The organism is Aestuariivirga sp. (genome assembly GCF_965227715.1).
Lineage (GTDB): Bacteria > Pseudomonadota > Alphaproteobacteria > Rhizobiales > Aestuariivirgaceae > Aestuariivirga.
The window spans coordinates 158,569-173,522 of sequence record NZ_OZ245771.1 but is presented as its reverse complement, the minus strand read 5'-3'; the positions used below and the strand labels follow the sequence as shown (position 1 = coordinate 173,522).

General features: G+C 63.4%; 15 protein-coding genes. 6 read left to right on the top strand and 9 right to left on the bottom strand.

All coding sequences use genetic code 11. The annotated features are described in order from the left end of the window. Positions 1–232 precede the first annotated feature (232 nt). Both recA and ACO06F_RS00755 read right to left on the bottom strand, forming a co-directional pair. Positions 233–1,300: a recombinase RecA gene (recA, locus tag ACO06F_RS00760; RefSeq protein WP_421694797.1), complete on the bottom strand. Its 1,068-nt coding sequence runs from the start codon at positions 1,298–1,300 to the stop codon at positions 233–235. A gap of 230 nt (positions 1,301–1,530) precedes the next feature. Beyond that, positions 1,531–2,889 carry an amidase gene (locus tag ACO06F_RS00755; protein ID WP_421694796.1) on the bottom strand — a complete coding sequence of 453 codons (1,359 nt, stop codon included), beginning with the start codon at positions 2,887–2,889 and terminating at the stop codon, positions 1,531–1,533. 80 nt (positions 2,890–2,969) lie between these two features. Between ACO06F_RS00755 and ACO06F_RS00750 the strand changes: the two genes are divergently transcribed. Then, positions 2,970–3,809, top strand: a complete 840-nt coding sequence (locus ACO06F_RS00750) for a GNAT family N-acetyltransferase (protein WP_421694795.1) — start codon at positions 2,970–2,972, stop codon at positions 3,807–3,809. Between the two features lie 4 nt (positions 3,810–3,813). Here ACO06F_RS00750 and ACO06F_RS00745 read toward each other — a convergent pair whose 3' ends face one another. Then, on the bottom strand, positions 3,814–6,345 hold the full coding sequence (locus tag ACO06F_RS00745) for a response regulator (protein ID WP_421694794.1): 2,532 nt from the start codon (positions 6,343–6,345) through the stop codon (positions 3,814–3,816). Between the two features lie 192 nt (positions 6,346–6,537). On the opposite strand from ACO06F_RS00745, the gene ACO06F_RS00740 reads away from it, so the two are divergent. Further along, complete coding sequence (locus ACO06F_RS00740; protein WP_421694793.1) at positions 6,538–6,972, top strand: hypothetical protein; 435 nt, start codon at positions 6,538–6,540, stop codon at positions 6,970–6,972. 57 nt (positions 6,973–7,029) lie between these two features. Here ACO06F_RS00740 and ACO06F_RS00735 read toward each other — a convergent pair whose 3' ends face one another. Continuing rightward, positions 7,030–7,503 carry a DUF2852 domain-containing protein gene (locus tag ACO06F_RS00735; RefSeq protein ID WP_421694792.1) on the bottom strand — a complete coding sequence of 158 codons (474 nt, stop codon included), beginning with the start codon at positions 7,501–7,503 and terminating at the stop codon, positions 7,030–7,032. 159 nt (positions 7,504–7,662) lie between these two features. Between ACO06F_RS00735 and ACO06F_RS00730 the strand changes: the two genes are divergently transcribed. The 4 genes from ACO06F_RS00730 to modC all read left to right on the top strand — a co-directional run bounded on the left by ACO06F_RS00730 (position 7,663) and on the right by modC (position 11,216). After that, the gene (locus tag ACO06F_RS00730) at positions 7,663–8,868 is read left to right on the top strand and encodes a pyrophosphate--fructose-6-phosphate 1-phosphotransferase (RefSeq protein ID WP_421694791.1); all 1,206 of its coding nucleotides are present in this window, start codon (positions 7,663–7,665) and stop codon (positions 8,866–8,868) included. Between the two features lie 5 nt (positions 8,869–8,873). Then, the gene (locus ACO06F_RS00725; RefSeq protein WP_421696594.1) at positions 8,874–9,284 is read left to right on the top strand and encodes a c-type cytochrome; all 411 of its coding nucleotides are present in this window, start codon (positions 8,874–8,876) and stop codon (positions 9,282–9,284) included. Positions 9,285–9,420: 136 nt separating this feature from the next. After that, positions 9,421–10,116: a molybdate ABC transporter permease subunit gene (gene modB, locus ACO06F_RS00720; RefSeq protein WP_421696593.1), complete on the top strand. Its 696-nt coding sequence runs from the start codon at positions 9,421–9,423 to the stop codon at positions 10,114–10,116. Beyond that, positions 10,113–11,216, top strand: coding sequence for a molybdenum ABC transporter ATP-binding protein (modC, locus tag ACO06F_RS00715; RefSeq protein ID WP_421694790.1), 1,104 nt, complete (start codon positions 10,113–10,115; stop codon positions 11,214–11,216). The genes modB and modC overlap by 4 nt, the downstream gene beginning before the upstream one ends. Before the next feature lie 5 nt (positions 11,217–11,221). Here modC and ACO06F_RS00710 read toward each other — a convergent pair whose 3' ends face one another. From ACO06F_RS00710 to ACO06F_RS00690, 5 genes are all read right to left on the bottom strand, one after another. Next, positions 11,222–11,563 carry a winged helix-turn-helix domain-containing protein gene (locus ACO06F_RS00710; RefSeq protein WP_421694789.1) on the bottom strand — a complete coding sequence of 114 codons (342 nt, stop codon included), beginning with the start codon at positions 11,561–11,563 and terminating at the stop codon, positions 11,222–11,224. Between the two features lie 64 nt (positions 11,564–11,627). Then, positions 11,628–12,581 (bottom strand): glutathione S-transferase family protein, encoded by a 954-nt coding sequence (locus tag ACO06F_RS00705; protein WP_421694788.1) that lies wholly within the window; start codon positions 12,579–12,581, stop codon positions 11,628–11,630. A 73-nt stretch (positions 12,582–12,654) separates the two neighbouring features. Beyond that, the gene (locus ACO06F_RS00700; protein ID WP_421694787.1) at positions 12,655–13,080 is read right to left on the bottom strand and encodes a DoxX family protein; all 426 of its coding nucleotides are present in this window, start codon (positions 13,078–13,080) and stop codon (positions 12,655–12,657) included. 126 nt (positions 13,081–13,206) lie between these two features. After that, complete coding sequence (locus ACO06F_RS00695) at positions 13,207–14,115, bottom strand: LysR family transcriptional regulator (protein WP_421694786.1); 909 nt, start codon at positions 14,113–14,115, stop codon at positions 13,207–13,209. 85 nt (positions 14,116–14,200) lie between these two features. Beyond that, positions 14,201–14,707 carry a transglutaminase-like cysteine peptidase gene (locus tag ACO06F_RS00690; RefSeq protein ID WP_421694785.1) on the bottom strand — a complete coding sequence of 169 codons (507 nt, stop codon included), beginning with the start codon at positions 14,705–14,707 and terminating at the stop codon, positions 14,201–14,203. Positions 14,708–14,954 lie beyond the last annotated feature (247 nt).

Below are 14,954 nucleotides of genomic sequence, written 5' to 3'. Positions count from 1 at the left end.
CGGCCCTGTCCAGACTAACCAAGTCCAGGGCGCCGGGCCTCAATTCGAAGAGATGCCGTTAATCCAGCGAAGGCAGGACTCCCGCTGCGCCGGAACAGAAACGAGAGCAGCGCCCCCCGGCCAGGGAGACCGGAGAGCGCCGTGCGCGGTGTGGGGCAAACACCGTGGGCAACCGGGAGCATGCTTGGGAAGTGCCCCCGGGTCTTGGGAGAGAGACGGTGAGGGCTGACGCTCAATCGTCCGCGTCAGCGTCCTTTTCCGTGCCATTGCTCAAGGCGGCGGCAAGAATGCCGGCATTGGAGCGGATGGTGGCCTCAATGGCATTGGCCATGTCAGGGTTCTGGCGCAGGAAGTTCTTGGCGTTCTCACGCCCCTGCCCGATGCGCTCGCCATTATAGGAGAACCAGGAGCCGGACTTCTCGACGACGCCCGCGGTGACGCCCAGATCGACCAGCTCGCCAACCTTGGAAATGCCCTCGCCATACATGATGTCGAATTCCACCTGCTTGAAGGGCGGTGCCACCTTGTTCTTGACCACCTTCACGCGGGTCTGGTTGCCCACCACCTCGTCCCGGTCCTTGATGGCGCCGATGCGGCGGATGTCGAGGCGGACGGAAGCATAGAATTTCAGCGCATTGCCGCCCGTGGTCGTCTCGGGCGAACCGAACATGACGCCGATCTTCATGCGGATCTGGTTGATGAAGATGACCATGCAATTGGTCTTGGAGATGGAGCCCGTGAGCTTCCGCAGCGCCTGGCTCATCAGCCGGGCCTGAAGGCCGGGAAGCTGGTCGCCCATCTCGCCCTCGAGTTCGGCGCGCGGCGTCAGAGCGGCGACGGAGTCGATCACCAGCACTTCGACAGCACCTGAGCGCACGAGCGTATCTGCAATCTCCAGCGCCTGCTCGCCGGTATCCGGCTGGGAGATCAGCAGGTCATCGACCTTCACGCCGAGCTTCCGGGCATAGACGGGATCCAGCGCATGCTCGGCATCGACGAAGGCGCAGATGCCGCCGCGCTTCTGGGCTTCGGCAATGGTCTGCAGCGCCAGCGTGGTCTTGCCGGAGGATTCTGGCCCGTAAATTTCAACGACGCGGCCCCGCGGCAAGCCGCCAATGCCAAGGGCGATGTCGAGCCCCAGCGAACCCGTGGAGATCGCCTCGATCTCGAGCGCGGTGGACGCGCCCAGCTTCATGATGGAACCCTTGCCGAAAGCCCGCTCAATTTGGCTCAGGGCCGCATCCAATGCTTTATTCTTGTCCATGGAACTTTCAACGACCCGAAGATTCGACTGTGCCATCGGTTTACTCCTTCATGCTCTATGGGTCCACCGGCGGCCGTCTCAGCCTTGCCGTGCGGTTCGTGTTCGTAATATGTTCTATCTCCGTTCGTTCCGCAAGTGAAAAGTGGAACATACGTATCATCTTGAAAACATTGTTAATGCGGCAGACGAATGTAGAACAAAGCAGAACGATCATTCGTGTGCGGAACAATCTACTTATTTGCCCGCCATTTCGACTTCTACGCGAATCAGCGGTGTATTTCCGACATCTCAGCTAGCACCGTTTCAACCGCCCCGGCGACGCCGAAGAGCGCCCTGTCCTGCCCCCAGGGTGCCATCGCCATGAGCCCGCAAGGCGGCTCGCCCGGCTGCTGCATGGGAAGCGAGATCGCGCAGCTGTTGAGGAAATTGCCCACATAGGTGTTGCGCAGGCTCATGGCATTGAACCTGATGTAATCCTGATCCGCGCCAAGCTCGGAAATTGCCGGCGGTGTGTTCAGCGTGGTGGGCAGCAGCACCGCATCAAACCCGGCGAAGCGCTCCGCAAACAGCCCGATCATCTCGCGGCGGCGGCCAAGATAATCGAGGAGGTCGGCAGCGCTGATGCCCTGGGCCAGTTCGATGCGCAGCTTGACGCGCGGGTCATAGTCTTCACCTGCTTTTCCCATCAACGCCCGGTGCGTGTGCCAGGCCTCCGCCGCGACGATGCCGCCCTTGCTGTTGATCAAAGGAATTTCGCGCAGTTCTGGAAAGGCAAGGTCCGTCATCCCGGCGCCGGACGCCGCAAGACGGCTGAGCGCCCTTTCAAAGCAGCGCCCGACTTCGGGCGTCAGCCCGTCCAGAACGAAATCCTTGAGCACGGCAAAGCGCAGGCCACGGGCCTCGCGCTTCGGCACCACCCCATCCCAGTCGCCCGCCATGATGGCATCCGCCGTGGCACAGCAAGCAACCGAGTTGGCCAGCGGCCCGATCGAATCGAAGCTCGCCGACAATGGATAGCAGCCGGTGAGCGGCACGCGCCCGTGGCTCGACTTGTAGCCCACGATGCCGCAATAGCTGGCGGGCACGCGGCAGGAGCCGCCCGTGTCCGTGCCGATGCCGAGGCTCACCATGCGGTCGGCAACGGAGACGGCAGCGCCGGAAGAAGATCCCCCCGGAATGCGCCCCGTGGCCCGATCATAAGGCGAGCGCGGCGTGCCGTAATGCGGGTTGAGGCCCACGCCCGAATAGGCAAACTCCGTCATGTTGGTGCGGCCGATGACGATCATGCCCTTGGCCTTGAGCCGCGCAATGGCAATGGCATCCGCCGTGGCCGGCGCTGCCCCCTTCAGCACTTTGGAGCCTGCCGCCGTCACCTCGCCGCTGAGGTCGAAAATATCCTTGGCGGAAAACGGAATGCCGGCAAGGGCCGAAGCCGCACGGCCCCGCTGGCGCTGCCCATCGTGAAAGGTGGCGGCCGCGCGGGCGCCGTCCGCATCGACGGAGATGAAGGCACGCGCACCTTCGCCGGAGGGGTCTGCGATGGCGGCCAGCGCGCGCTCGACCAGCTCCCGCGAGGTCGTCTGCCCTTCCGCCAGCTGCCGGGAAAGATTGGCGAGCGTATCCATGATGAATTTCCCTGTGATGCCGCCGGATGGATTAGGATGATTCACCGGGGCACGCATCTCAAAAAGGGGCAAGGGCTTCCATGGGCCAGGAGATCAGGACACTTGATTTGGACGGCATTCGCACCGCCGTCGAATGGGCCCGCCGTGAAGGCTGGAACCCGGGCCTGCGCGATGCGGAGGCCTTCGCCGCGGCCGATCCCGATGGCTTTTCCGGCCTGTATGTGGACGGCCAGCTTGCGGCGACAATCTCGCTCGTCACCTATTCGCCGGAATTTGCTTTCCTCGGCTTCTACATCGCAAGCCCCGAATTCCGCGGCCAGGGGCTAGGGCTCCAGCTTTGGACCGCGGCGCTGGCGCGCTGCACGGCCGCAACCATCGGCCTTGACGGGGTGAAGGCCCAGCAGCCGGCCTACCGCAAATCGGGCTTCGTTCTGGCCCATGAGAACATTCGCTATGGCGGCCTCAAACCCGGCGGCTACGCCCAGCTGGACCTGGCCCTCAACCCGCTGGGGCCCGGGGATGCAAAAGAGGTCGATCGCTTCGAACAGCGCCACCACCTGTTCCCCGCCTCCCGCCGGGGCTTCCTGCAGGCTTGGCTGGGCTATGAGGGAATGGCCCTGCGGCGCGGCGGCGAGATTGCAGGCTACGGCGTGATCCGCCCCTGCCATGAAGGTTTCAAGCTGGGGCCGCTCTTCGCGGACACGGTGGCAGATGCCGAAACGATCCTCCGGGGTCTCCTCACGCGCGCGCCCGAAGGCATGATCTTTCTCGATACGCCCGGCACCAATCCCGCGGCGATTGACTTGGCTGTCTCGCTCGGGTTTCAGCCGATGTTCGAAACCGCACGCATGTACCGTGGGTCCACACCGGCCCTCGACACGGCGAAGGTCTTCGGCATCACCACATTCGAACTGGGGTGAAGGCTTACCCTTCCATCGCTTCCTTCACCTTCTCAACCAATTGCTTCAGCGAGAAGGGCTTGGGCATGAAGCTGTATCCGGAATGGCCCTCGAGGTCCTGTTCGAACTGCTCACCCGGATAGCCCGAGACGAAGACGAATTTGGTCTCGTCGCCGCGCTTCCTCAGCTCACGGAGCAATGTGGGGCCGTCCATCTCCGGCATCACGACGTCGGAGATGATGAGGTCGAAGCCCTTCTCGTCCATGTCGATCTTCTCGATGGCGCTCTCGCCCGAATCCGCCTCGACCACGGTGTAGCCGCGCGAGGCAAGGGCGCGCAGGGCGAAGGCACGCACCGCATCCTCGTCCTCGACCAGCAGAATGCGCTCCTTGCCGGTATAGTCACGCTTGGGCTGTTCCGCGGGCTTCTCCTCCACCGGCTGTTCATCCGCCTTCTGCGGATAGTAGCGCGGCAGGTAGATGCGGAAGGTCGTGCCCTTGCCCACTTCACTGTCACAGAAGATGAAGCCACCCGTCTGCTTGACGATGCCATACACGGTGGAAAGGCCAAGGCCCGTGCCCTTGCCCACATCCTTGGTGGAGAAGAAAGGCTCCCAGATTTTCTCGCGGATCGCTTCCGGAATGCCGCTGCCCGTGTCCTGAACCTCGCAGGCGACATATTCACCAGGCGGCATGAGTGACGGCATGATGCTGCGCGACTCTTCGAGCGGCACATTGAAGGTCCGCACCGTCAGCGTGCCGCCATTGGGCATCGCGTCACGGGCATTGACCGCGAGGTTGATGATCACCTGCTCGAACTGGTGGATGTCGACCAGCACCAGCCCCAGGTCCCTGTCATGGGTGATTTTCAGCGCCACCTTCTCGCCCAGCACCCGCCCCAGCAGATTGCCGAGGTCCGAGAGGGCTTCCGTCAGCACATGCACCTTGGGCTGCAGCGTCTGCTTCCGCGAGAAGGCGAGAAGCTGGCGCACGAGATTGGCCGCGCGGTTGGCATTCTGCTTGATGTTCATCACATCGGCGAAGGCGGGGTCGGTCGGGCGCATCTTGGCCAGCAGCAGATCGGCAAAGCCGATGATCGGCGTCAGCACATTGTTGAAGTCATGCGCGATGCCGGAGGCAAGCTGGCCCACCGCCATCAGCTTCTGGCTTTGCGCCAGCTGAACTTCGAGCGACTTGTTCTCCGTCTTGTCCACCGCGAAGACCACCGCCGTGTCATCCTCGGCGGCGAGCCTGGTAAAGCTGAACAGCACGTTGCGCGGATTGGCGCCCGCCACATTGGCCTCGATCTGGTGCAGGCTGCCTTCATTCCTGAGCGCTGCGGATAAGGTCTGCAGCAGCGTGGCGCGCTCGCCCTCGGTGATGGCCCCCGTCAGCTCCGCCCCGCGGCGAACCTTGGGCGAGAGATCGATAAAGGCGGCATTGGCCATGCGGATGATGCCGTCCTTGTCGATTTCGGCAATGCCGATCGGCGCATTGTTGATGAAGCGCGAAAGGCGCGGGGCCGAGATTTCGCCACCCGCGGCGGAGGTGCCTGCAAGGTGGCGCGGCACCACGATGGTGCGCGACGGCGAGGGCACACCTTCCGCATCGAACTCCACATGGTGGATGAGCTGCACCGGAAACAGCTTGCCGGTTCCGGCATTGCGCAGGTCGAGGCCGAAGCTTTCAGTGACCGCCGCTCCGGGCCTGACGGCGAGGCCCGCGATCAGCCGCGCGGGCGTTTCGCCCAGGAGGTCCGAAAGCTTCATGCTCGCATTCTGCGCTTCGGTCAGGTCGATCCCCAGCCACTGCGCCAGCGTGGCGTTGATGTAATCCACATTGCCGTCGCTCAGCGTGGAGAAGAAGCCCGCCGGCGCATTGTCCAGATACGTGATGATGAACTGGAGCCTGGAGAAGGCCTGCTCCTGGCGCGCCCGCTCTTCGCTGATGTCCTCAAGCTGCCAAAGCCGCAGCGGCTTTCCTTCGGCGATGACCGGCGCCACGGACAATCTGATCCACACCGGCTGGCCAGGCCTGGCGCAGGGTGCGGCCGAGCCTTCCGCCACGCGCAGCTCGCGCGTTTCGCTCCGCCCCTCCATCACGGCTTGGGACAGCTGGTAGACGGGTGCCGAGAATTCCGGATAGGGCGTGAACAGCACATCCATCCCGATCAGACGTCCGCCCGCTGGCCCAGATTTGGACAGCGCCAGGTAGGCTGCATTGGCATAGAGCGCGCGGCCATGCGCGTCCGTCACCACCAGAGGGTGGCCCATTGCTGCCGTCACCGCATCGAGGAAGGGCTCGCCAGCACCTTCGCGTCCGCCACCCACGCGGAGAATTCCCGCAATGAGCGAAAAACATGCCAGAAGCCCCAGGCCCGCAAGCGCCGCTCCCGCCCAAAGGAGCCAGCGCGGATCGCCTTCTGGCAGATGCTGAACGCCGAACACAACCGCTGCGGCTGAAAGTGCGGCCAGCAGCACCGCAACAACCATGCGGCCGCGTGCAGCACCCGGAGCCGCCGCAGTCTCGCCTCTTGCCGGCGCGTTCCTATACGTCATGCATGCCCACCCCGAATCAAAGAGCAGTATAGGGCATTGGCCGCAGTGCGGAATTGCCCCGTAGCACCCTTTCTTCTCCGCTTTACAAATGATTATCGTGGCGTCAGAGTCCTGCGCATCGGAATGCGAGGCCAATCGGGGGGCACGCGGCCAGACCCCAGCACTGTCACCCGTCGGAGAGAGAATAAGGCGATGGACTTCCTGAAAGAGAACCTGCCGACCATCCTCACGGCTGCGGCCGTTCTCCTGCTGCTGATTGTCGTCGTCGGCGTGTGGCGCGCCTTTGCGCCGCGCATGTCAGGCCGCCGCGGCCAGCGCCTCGGCATCAGCGAATATTATGAGTTGGACAAGACCCGCCGCCTGGTGCTGGTGCGCCGGGACAATGTCGAACATCTGGTCCTGATCGGCGGCAGCCAGGACATGGTGATCGAACCGGGCATCACTGCCACCGCCATCGTCCAGGCTTACACCTCTTCTGCGTCAAACCTGGGAGATCCGCCGGCGGGCACTGCGCGCCCCGCACCACGGCCCCCTGTCTTCGCGGAACGGAAGCCGCCCCCGCTGCGCCCGGTGGCCGATCCCGCACCGGCACAAAGCCGTGGAGCGCGGGAAGAACCCGAACTCTGATATGCAAAGAGCCCGGCCAATGGCCGGGCTCTTCTCAATTCGTAACCAGTTAATCGCTCAGACGGTGGGGTTCACCGGCGGCGTCTGGTTGCGTTCGGCCATGAAGCGGTCGAACTCGTGCTGGTCCTTTGCCTGGCGCAGGCGCTCCACGAAATCACGGAAGGCGCGCTGCTCATCCTCGAGCTTGCGGCGCTCTTCATCCAGCCGCTGCAACTGCTCGCGCTTGTAGGCGTCGAAGGCCGCATTTCCCGAACCTGCAAAGCCATAGGATGGCTGCTGCCACCGCCAGCTTGCCAGATCAGGCTTCTTGAAGCCCGCCCAGGGCGTACCGCTCTCGCCGGAACCTCTCCACATTTCGCCGTTCTTCCACTTGAGGAAGATTGCGATCAGGCCCAGCGGCCAGAACACCACGAAGCCGGCGACCATCGCGCCGATCTCCCAGGGGGACCAGCGGCTCATGCCGCCAAACCCGCAGCGGCGCCCCTGGGTGCCGTTGCGTTCACCGAAACCAGCCGAAGCCGAACTTGTCATCTCCAAAACCTCTCTTCAGGGTTGACGATGAAAGAGGTAGGAAGAGGGAACCCATCCTTCAATGAAAATCGAAAACCAGCCCCCAACCCATTGGAGATTTGCGAATTCCCGGCCAAGTGCTAGTCCTCGGTGCCGGTCCGCCTACGGAGTTGACGAGAGATGACCCAGCACCAGAAAATCGCCATGCTCACCGCCGGGGGACTTGCCCCCTGCCTCTCCTCCGCCGTGGGCGGATTGATCGAGCGCTATTCCGAGCTCGCACCCGATGCGCCGATGATCGGCTACCTCTCAGGATACAAGGGTCTCCTCCAGGGCAAGTCGATTCCGGTCACGCCGGAAGTGCGCAGCCGCGCGCATGTGCTGCACGGCCATGGCGGGTCTCCCCTGGGCAACAGCCGCGTGAAGCTTACGAACGTCGCCGATTGCGTGAAGCGCGGCCTCGTTAAGGACGGCGAAGATCCGCTGAAGGTTGCGGCCGGCCAGCTGGTCAAGGACAAGATCACCATCCTCCACACGATCGGCGGGGATGACACGAACACGACCGCCGCCGATCTCGCCGCCTATCTCCACGCCAATGGCTATGAGTTGACCGTGGTGGGCCTGCCCAAGACCATCGATAATGACGTGATGCCGATCCGCCAGACGCTGGGCGCCTGGACGGCGGCGGAACAGGGTGCGGTGTTCTTCGAAAATGTCGTGAACGAGCAGTCCACCTCTTCCCGCCAGCTGGTGATCCATGAGGTGATGGGCCGCCATTGCGGCTGGCTCACCGCCGCCACCGCGCGTGACTGGCGGCTTCGCCTCGACAAGCTTGAATTCCTGCCCGAGTTCAACCTCTCCCGGAAGCACAAGGATATCGACGCCGTCTATATTCCTGAGATGGCAATCGACATCGAGGCGGAGGCCAAGCGCCTGGCCCGTGTCATGGACGAGAAGGATTCGGTTTCGATCTTCGTGAGCGAGGGCGCTTGCGTGCAGGAGATCGTGGCCGAACTCGAAGCCAAGGGTGACAAGGTGGAGCGCGATGCCTTCGGCCATGTGCGCCTTGACCAGGTGAAGGTGGGAGACTGGTTCGGCAAGCAATTCGCCAAGAAGATCGGTGCGGACAAGACTTTGGTGCAGAAGTCCGGCTATTTCGGCCGCTCTGCCGCGGCCAACCGCGCAGACCTCGATCTGATCCGCGCCATGGTGCATGTGGCGGTGGACTCAGGCCTTGCGGGCGTCTCCGGCGTCATCGGCCATGATGAGGAACGTGGCGATGAGCTGCGCGCCATCGAGTTTCCGCGCATTAAGGGCGGCAAGCATTTCGACTCGGAGACGCCGTGGTTCGTGGACATGCTGCGGGACATTGGGCAGCTCGCGTGAACCGGATGCTCCGCCCCCTGCTCGCCCTGATGCTGCTTGCCTCCCCCGCGCTGGCGGATGAGGCGCTGGAGCAAGGCAAGGCGGATTTCAACCGCCTCTGCGCCCCCTGCCATGGCGAGAACGGCAAGGGCGATGGGCCGCAGGCCGAACATCTGCCGAAGAAGCCGGCGGATTTGACCGTCATCACCACGAAATACGGCCGCTTCCCGCAAGACCGCGTGTTCGAGACCATCGCCGGCCTCGACATGCCGGACGGCCACGGCACCCGCGAAATGCCGATCTGGGGAGACGTGTTCGTGACCGAAGGGGTGGGCCAGAGCACCCGCATCGAAGACGCCATGAAGGCCTCCGACGACGCCTCCCGCCGCATTGCAGGCCTGGTGCATTACATCGAGTCGATCCAAGGGAAGCCGTGACGTCCGGGTGGGACATGTGTAATAGTCGTGTGGCTATAACGTTTTGGACCCCGATGCCCATCTGCAAGACATCGCCAATTTTCCCTTCTCCCGCTGCGGAGCAATGGGAGAAGGTGCCGCTCGCCAGGACCGCACCATGAGCTGGTTCGGCCTCAGCCCGGATGAATGGAGTGCGGTCCATCTGAGCCTCAAGGTGGCGACCGTCGCGATGATCGGCAGCCTGCCGCTGGCGCTGGCCGTGGCCTTCCTCCTGGCCAGGCGGGAGTTCTGGGGAAAATCCCTCGTGAACGGCATCGTGCATCTGCCGCTGGTGATGCCGCCAGTGGTGACGGGCTATCTCCTGCTTCTCACCTTCGGCACCAAGGGAACGATCGGGGCCTTCCTCGCGCAATTCGGCATCGTCTTCGCTTTCCGCTGGACGGGCGCGGCACTGGCCTGCGCGGTGATGGGCTTTCCGCTCATGGTGCGGGCCATCAGGCTTTCGATCGAGGCAGTGGACACGAAGCTCGAAGCGGCCTCGTCCACGCTTGGCGCCAATGCTGCCTGGGTCTTTCTCACCATCACCCTGCCCCTGACCATTCCCGGCATCATTGCCGGCATGATCCTGTGCTTTGCCAAGGCCATGGGCGAATTCGGCGCTACCATCACCTTCGTCTCCAACATTCCGGGCGAAACCCAAACACTGCCCTCCGCCATCTACACGCTCACGCAGGTGCCGGGCGGTGATGCGGGCGCCCTGCGGCTGACGGCGATTTCGGTTGCCATATCCCTCGGTGCACTGATCATCTCGGAGGCGCTGGCGCGCCGCGCCGGGCAGCGGATTGCCGCATGAGCCTTCTGGTTGACGTTCGCCACAGGCTCGGCAGTTTTTCGCTCGAAGTCTCCTTCGAAAGCCTCCAGGGCCTCACGGCCGTCTTCGGCGCGTCGGGCTGCGGCAAGACCAGCCTCGTCAACGTGATTGCCGGATTGCTGAAGCCGGACCATGCGCGGATCAAGGTTGGCGATACAACGCTGATTGACACCGAAGCAGGCATAAACCTCTCCCCGCCGCGCCGCCGCATCGGCTATGTGTTCCAGGATGCGCGCCTGTTCCCGCACATGACGGTTGAGAGCAACCTCGCCTATGGCGAATGGTTCACGCCACGCGCGGAACGCTATGCCGCGCGCGGCAAGATCGTCGAACTGCTGGGCATCGGACATTTACTGAAGCGCCGCCCACGCGATCTCTCAGGGGGAGAAAAACAGCGCGTCGCCATCGGCCGCGCACTTCTCGCCTCACCGCGCCTCCTGCTGATGGATGAGCCGCTGGCCTCGCTCGATGCCGCGCGCAAGGCGGAAATCATGCCCTATCTCGAACGCCTCCGGGACGAACTGCGCATTCCCATCGTCTATGTCAGCCATTCGGTGGCGGAGGTGATGCGGCTGGCGAATGATGTCGCCGTTCTTTCCCAGGGCCGCCTCGCCGCTTTCGGGCCCGCCGCCGACATCGCCCAGCGGCTTGACCTCGTCCCCGAGGACGATCGTGACGAAGGCGGTGCTATCATCGACATGACGGTGGCCACCCATGACACGACTTTTGACCTGACGAGGCTGACCTCTGCCGCAGGCGATATCTATGTGCCGGGCCGCATCGGCCCCGAAGGCACACCTGCCCGCGTCCGCATCCGCGCCAGGGATGTGATTCTGGCGCTGGAAGAGCCGCAGAAAATCAGTGCACTGAACATACTGCGTGGCACCGTGGCGGAGATCTCCCAGGCAGGCCAGGCCTCAGTCAATGTCAGGCTCGATTGCGGGGGTGCGGCCGTCGTGGCGCGCATCACCCGGCACTCCGCCCATGCCCTCGGCCTCGCACCCGGAACACGCGCCTTTGCGGTGGTGAAGGCCGTATCTGTCAGCGGTCCGTCACCCGATTCCGCACTGACCAGAGGGTAAAAGCGCTATGGCCGCTGAAACTCAGCGCTCAAGGCATCGAGATGAGGCTGGGTCGCCGCCGCCGCTGCCCGCTCCATTGCCCGGTAGCGCGAGATCAGGCTGAGGCCGAAGGGTGTGAGGGTGGCGCCGCCACCCTTCTTGCCGCCGCTGCGCGATTGAACGACGGGCTTCCCGAAAATCGTGTTCAGCTCCTCGATCAGTTCCCAGGCGCGCCGATAAGACATTTCCATGGCGCGGCCGCCAGCCGAGATCGAGCCCAGCGCCGCGATCTGCTCCAGAAGGGCGATCTTGCCTGGCCCCACCCGGAGGCCGGGACCAAAATCGATGCGGATGCTGAGCTCTGCCATGTGGATTGCACTTTCCTGTCAACCACATGATCGGACAAACCGGCCTCCAAATCCAGTGCCTGGCTCAAAGGCCGGTGCCCTCGAACGACAGCCCGGCGGGGCCGAGCGGCACGATGCCGGAGGGGTTCAGCGATTTGATGGAATAATACCCACGCTTGATGTGGGGAATGTTCACCGTCTCCCGAAGGGCCGGAATGGCGAGCAGGCGCTGCAGATAGGCGTTGATCCGCGGATAATCCACGATGCGGCGCAGATTGGCCTTGAACAGCCCGTGATAGGCCGCATCGAAGCGCACCAGCGTCACGAAGAGCCTTATGTCCGACTCCGTAAACGCCTCACCGAAGAGCCAGGGTCCGGCGGCAAGCCGCGCCTCAAGCTTGTCGAGCATGGCGAACACGCCATGGAAAGCCTCTTCATAGGCCAACTGCGTGGTGGCGAAACCGCAGCGGTAAACGCCATTGTTCAGTGTCTCGTAGAGCTCCGCATTGAGCGCGTCGATGGCAGGTGCGAGATGTGCCGGATAGAGATCGGCCGCGTTCCGCGCCAAGCTGCCGAATCCTGCGTTGAACATGCGGAGAATGTCAGCTGATTCATTGTTGACGATGGTTCCGCGAAGCTTGTCCCACAGCACAGGCACCGTGGCGCGGCCCGTGTAGTGCGGATCGGCGGTGGTATAGATCTGGTGCATGTGGTGGGCGCCGTTGACGGGGTCCGCGCCAGGCGCAAATCGCCAGCCTTCGGCATCAAGCTCGGGCTCGGCAACCGACACAGAGATGACGTCCTCGAGGCCCTTCACCTTGCGTGCGGCGAGCGTGCGTGACGCCCAGGGGCAGATTAAAGCCACGTAGAGGTGATAGCGGCCGGCCTCGGCCTTGAAGCCGCCCTCCCCGGTGATCCCTGCGCTGCCGTCGGGCGTGACCCAGTTCCGGAACTGCGATGTCTGGCGGACGAAGCCGCCCTTCTGGTCCTTTGCCTGAACCGGGTGCCAGTCACCTGACCATTTGCCGTCGACGAGCATGTGAGGATCCTTTCAAAAATGAAGGAGCCGGCCGCGGTGCGCAGGCCGGCTCCTGATGTCATACGATATGGGATCAGCCGCGCTTCAGTGCGAAGGCTCCGCCGCCGATCAGCGCCTGAACGCCGAGTGCGACGGCCCAGAAAGCAGGAAATTCCCAGCCGCCATTGGGATTCATGAAGAAATAGCCATTGCCAGCATGCGCGAAGACGGCGCCCAGCAGGATGGGCGACAGCGCCAGGGACACCCAGCGCGTCCAGACGCCCAGGATAAGGGCAATGCCACCGGCAAACTCTGCGAACATTACGAGATAGGCGAGCGGGCCCGGCAGGCCGAGGCTCTGGAAATACTGCACGGTGCCGGCGGGGGTGAAGACAGCGTATTTCAGCCAGGCGTGGGTCAGAAAGGCGATGCCCATGGTGACCCGCAGCAGCAGGGCCGCATAATCAGCGCGGCTGGCTTCGGAGGAGAACGGGGTGGAACGGGCGGCAGTGTAAGACATGGACGCTTCCTTTCAATTCACCGGCGGAAATGCCGGTCGCGATGCGAGGAAACGTAACTCGATTTGTTACGGATGATAATGGATGATGCCGGCATATCATTCCTTCCGAAATGGAAGGAATAATTACTACCAGCCTTGGTCCCACTCCGGTTCACCACGGAATCGCTCCGCCAGGAAATCCACCAGCGCCCTGACTTTCAGCGCCAGGTGGCGGCCCGGGGGATAGGCCACCTGGATGGGCACGGGGGGCGGCGCGAACTTGAGCAGCAGCGGCACCAATGCGCCAGACTTGATGGCAGCCCCCACGACGAAGCTCGGAACAAGCGTGATGCCCAGCCCTGCCCCGGCCGCCGCCGCACAGGCATCGGCATTGGAGAGAAACAGCCTGCTTCTGACCGTGACCGACATGGCCCGGCCCTTCTCACGAAATGGCCAGGCCTCGCGCTCCTTGAAATTGGTATCGACGATGCAGTGGTGGGTGCTGAGATCTTCCGGCCGTTTCGGCGTTCCGTTCTTGGCCAGATAGGCTGGAGCCGCGACCGCCACGATCCGCGATTCGCAAAGCTTGCGGATGACGAGGCTGGCATCGCTCTGCTGACCGATGCGCACCGCTGCATCGAAGCCCTCATCCACCAGATTGACGAGACGGTCTGAGAAGCTGACATCCAGTATGAGCTCCGGATAAAGCTGGGCAAGCGCCACCAGCGCAGGCGCAAGCTGTGCGGTGCCGAAGGACAGCGGTGCCGTCAGCTTCAGCTTGCCGTTCACCGAACCCGAACGGTTCTTCACGGCCTCGCCAAGGGAATCGAGTTCGTCAATCAGCAGGCGGATGCGCTCGTAATAGGCTTGGCCCACCTCCGTTGGAGAAAGTGCGCGGGTGGTGCGGTTGAGAAGCCGGACGCCGAGGTCGGCTTCGAGGCGGGAGACCAGCTTTGAAGCCTGGCCAGAGCTGGTGCCGAGGCGCCGCGCCGCTTCCGCGAAGCTTCCCGTCTCCATCACAGCAACGAACATGCGCTCAGACTCGAGCCGCTGCATTCCGCTTTCCCCGCTTGGAACCAATCTCGCGGGGGAGCTTTGCCCCGCTTGCAGCGCGGGCGCAATGGCCGGGAATGGCGTCAGCTCAGGGCCTGTTCGGCCCCGAGGCGATGTTGGTGGTTTGGCGCTCCTCGTGCCCCAGTGACACCCAGAGCTCAGGGTCAGCCTCCGACTGGCGCTTCACGAAATCATAGCCCGTGGCCCACCAGGGCAAAATTTCGTCGCGCCGATTGTCCAGCACCAGGTCTCCGCCGGCCGTGGGAACCGTGAGAACGGCGTGCCCCTCGCCATTTTCATCATGAACCACGGTGATGAGGAGAGACGCTTCCGGAACGCCCTGGCGCGCCAGCGTCTGGCGCTTCAGCAGCACGTAATCCTCGCAATCACCCGCCGTCTCGGGGATCGTCCAGTATTCCGCCGTGCCATAAAGCTGCAGGTCGGTCGTTGAGGTGATGCGGTGGTTGATGCTCAGATTGACGCTGTTCAGCAAATCCCACCGTGCGGGCGAGAGATTGAGATCGTGCGGCGGTGCGCGAACCGCACTGCAGAAGGACGGATCACGCTTGCAGAGGCCGGCGAGGCCGCTCGGCATTTTCACAGTGTCATGTTCCACAAGCGCGAACCTGCGGACATCCGATGAAGAGTGAGGCTGCAACGAGGCTTCGTCAGCCACCGCCAATCCGCTGCAGCCGAAACTCAAGACCAACAACGTTGCGCGTGCTGCGTGTGCCCCTCGCATCACATCCCCCCCGGGTATTCGGTAGGGTGCAGGCTACGTGTGGATCACGCTGCTGTCAAAAGAGTTTCGCTCCGCTGGACGGTATATCCAGCGGAGTTTT

Excerpts from the sequence above, each read along its gene's own strand:
- recA (WP_421694797.1), bottom strand. The coding sequence starts at position 1,300 with ATGGCACAGTCGAATCTTCGGGTCGTTGAAAGTTCCATGGACAAGAAT.
- ACO06F_RS00755 (WP_421694796.1), bottom strand. The coding sequence starts at position 2,889 with ATGGATACGCTCGCCAATCTTTCCCGGCAGCTGGCGGAAGGGCAGACG.
- ACO06F_RS00750 (WP_421694795.1), top strand. The coding sequence starts at position 2,970 with ATGGGCCAGGAGATCAGGACACTTGATTTGGACGGCATTCGCACCGCC.
- ACO06F_RS00745 (WP_421694794.1), bottom strand. The coding sequence starts at position 6,345 with ATGACGTATAGGAACGCGCCGGCAAGAGGCGAGACTGCGGCGGCTCCG.
- ACO06F_RS00740 (WP_421694793.1), top strand. The coding sequence starts at position 6,538 with ATGGACTTCCTGAAAGAGAACCTGCCGACCATCCTCACGGCTGCGGCC.
- ACO06F_RS00735 (WP_421694792.1), bottom strand. The coding sequence starts at position 7,503 with ATGACAAGTTCGGCTTCGGCTGGTTTCGGTGAACGCAACGGCACCCAG.
- ACO06F_RS00730 (WP_421694791.1), top strand. The coding sequence starts at position 7,663 with ATGACCCAGCACCAGAAAATCGCCATGCTCACCGCCGGGGGACTTGCC.
- ACO06F_RS00725 (WP_421696594.1), top strand. The coding sequence starts at position 8,874 with ATGCTCCGCCCCCTGCTCGCCCTGATGCTGCTTGCCTCCCCCGCGCTG.
- modB (WP_421696593.1), top strand. The coding sequence starts at position 9,421 with ATGAGCTGGTTCGGCCTCAGCCCGGATGAATGGAGTGCGGTCCATCTG.
- modC (WP_421694790.1), top strand. The coding sequence starts at position 10,113 with ATGAGCCTTCTGGTTGACGTTCGCCACAGGCTCGGCAGTTTTTCGCTC.
- ACO06F_RS00710 (WP_421694789.1), bottom strand. The coding sequence starts at position 11,563 with ATGGCAGAGCTCAGCATCCGCATCGATTTTGGTCCCGGCCTCCGGGTG.
- ACO06F_RS00705 (WP_421694788.1), bottom strand. The coding sequence starts at position 12,581 with ATGCTCGTCGACGGCAAATGGTCAGGTGACTGGCACCCGGTTCAGGCA.
- ACO06F_RS00700 (WP_421694787.1), bottom strand. The coding sequence starts at position 13,080 with ATGTCTTACACTGCCGCCCGTTCCACCCCGTTCTCCTCCGAAGCCAGC.
- ACO06F_RS00695 (WP_421694786.1), bottom strand. The coding sequence starts at position 14,115 with ATGCAGCGGCTCGAGTCTGAGCGCATGTTCGTTGCTGTGATGGAGACG.
- ACO06F_RS00690 (WP_421694785.1), bottom strand. The coding sequence starts at position 14,707 with ATGCCGAGCGGCCTCGCCGGCCTCTGCAAGCGTGATCCGTCCTTCTGC.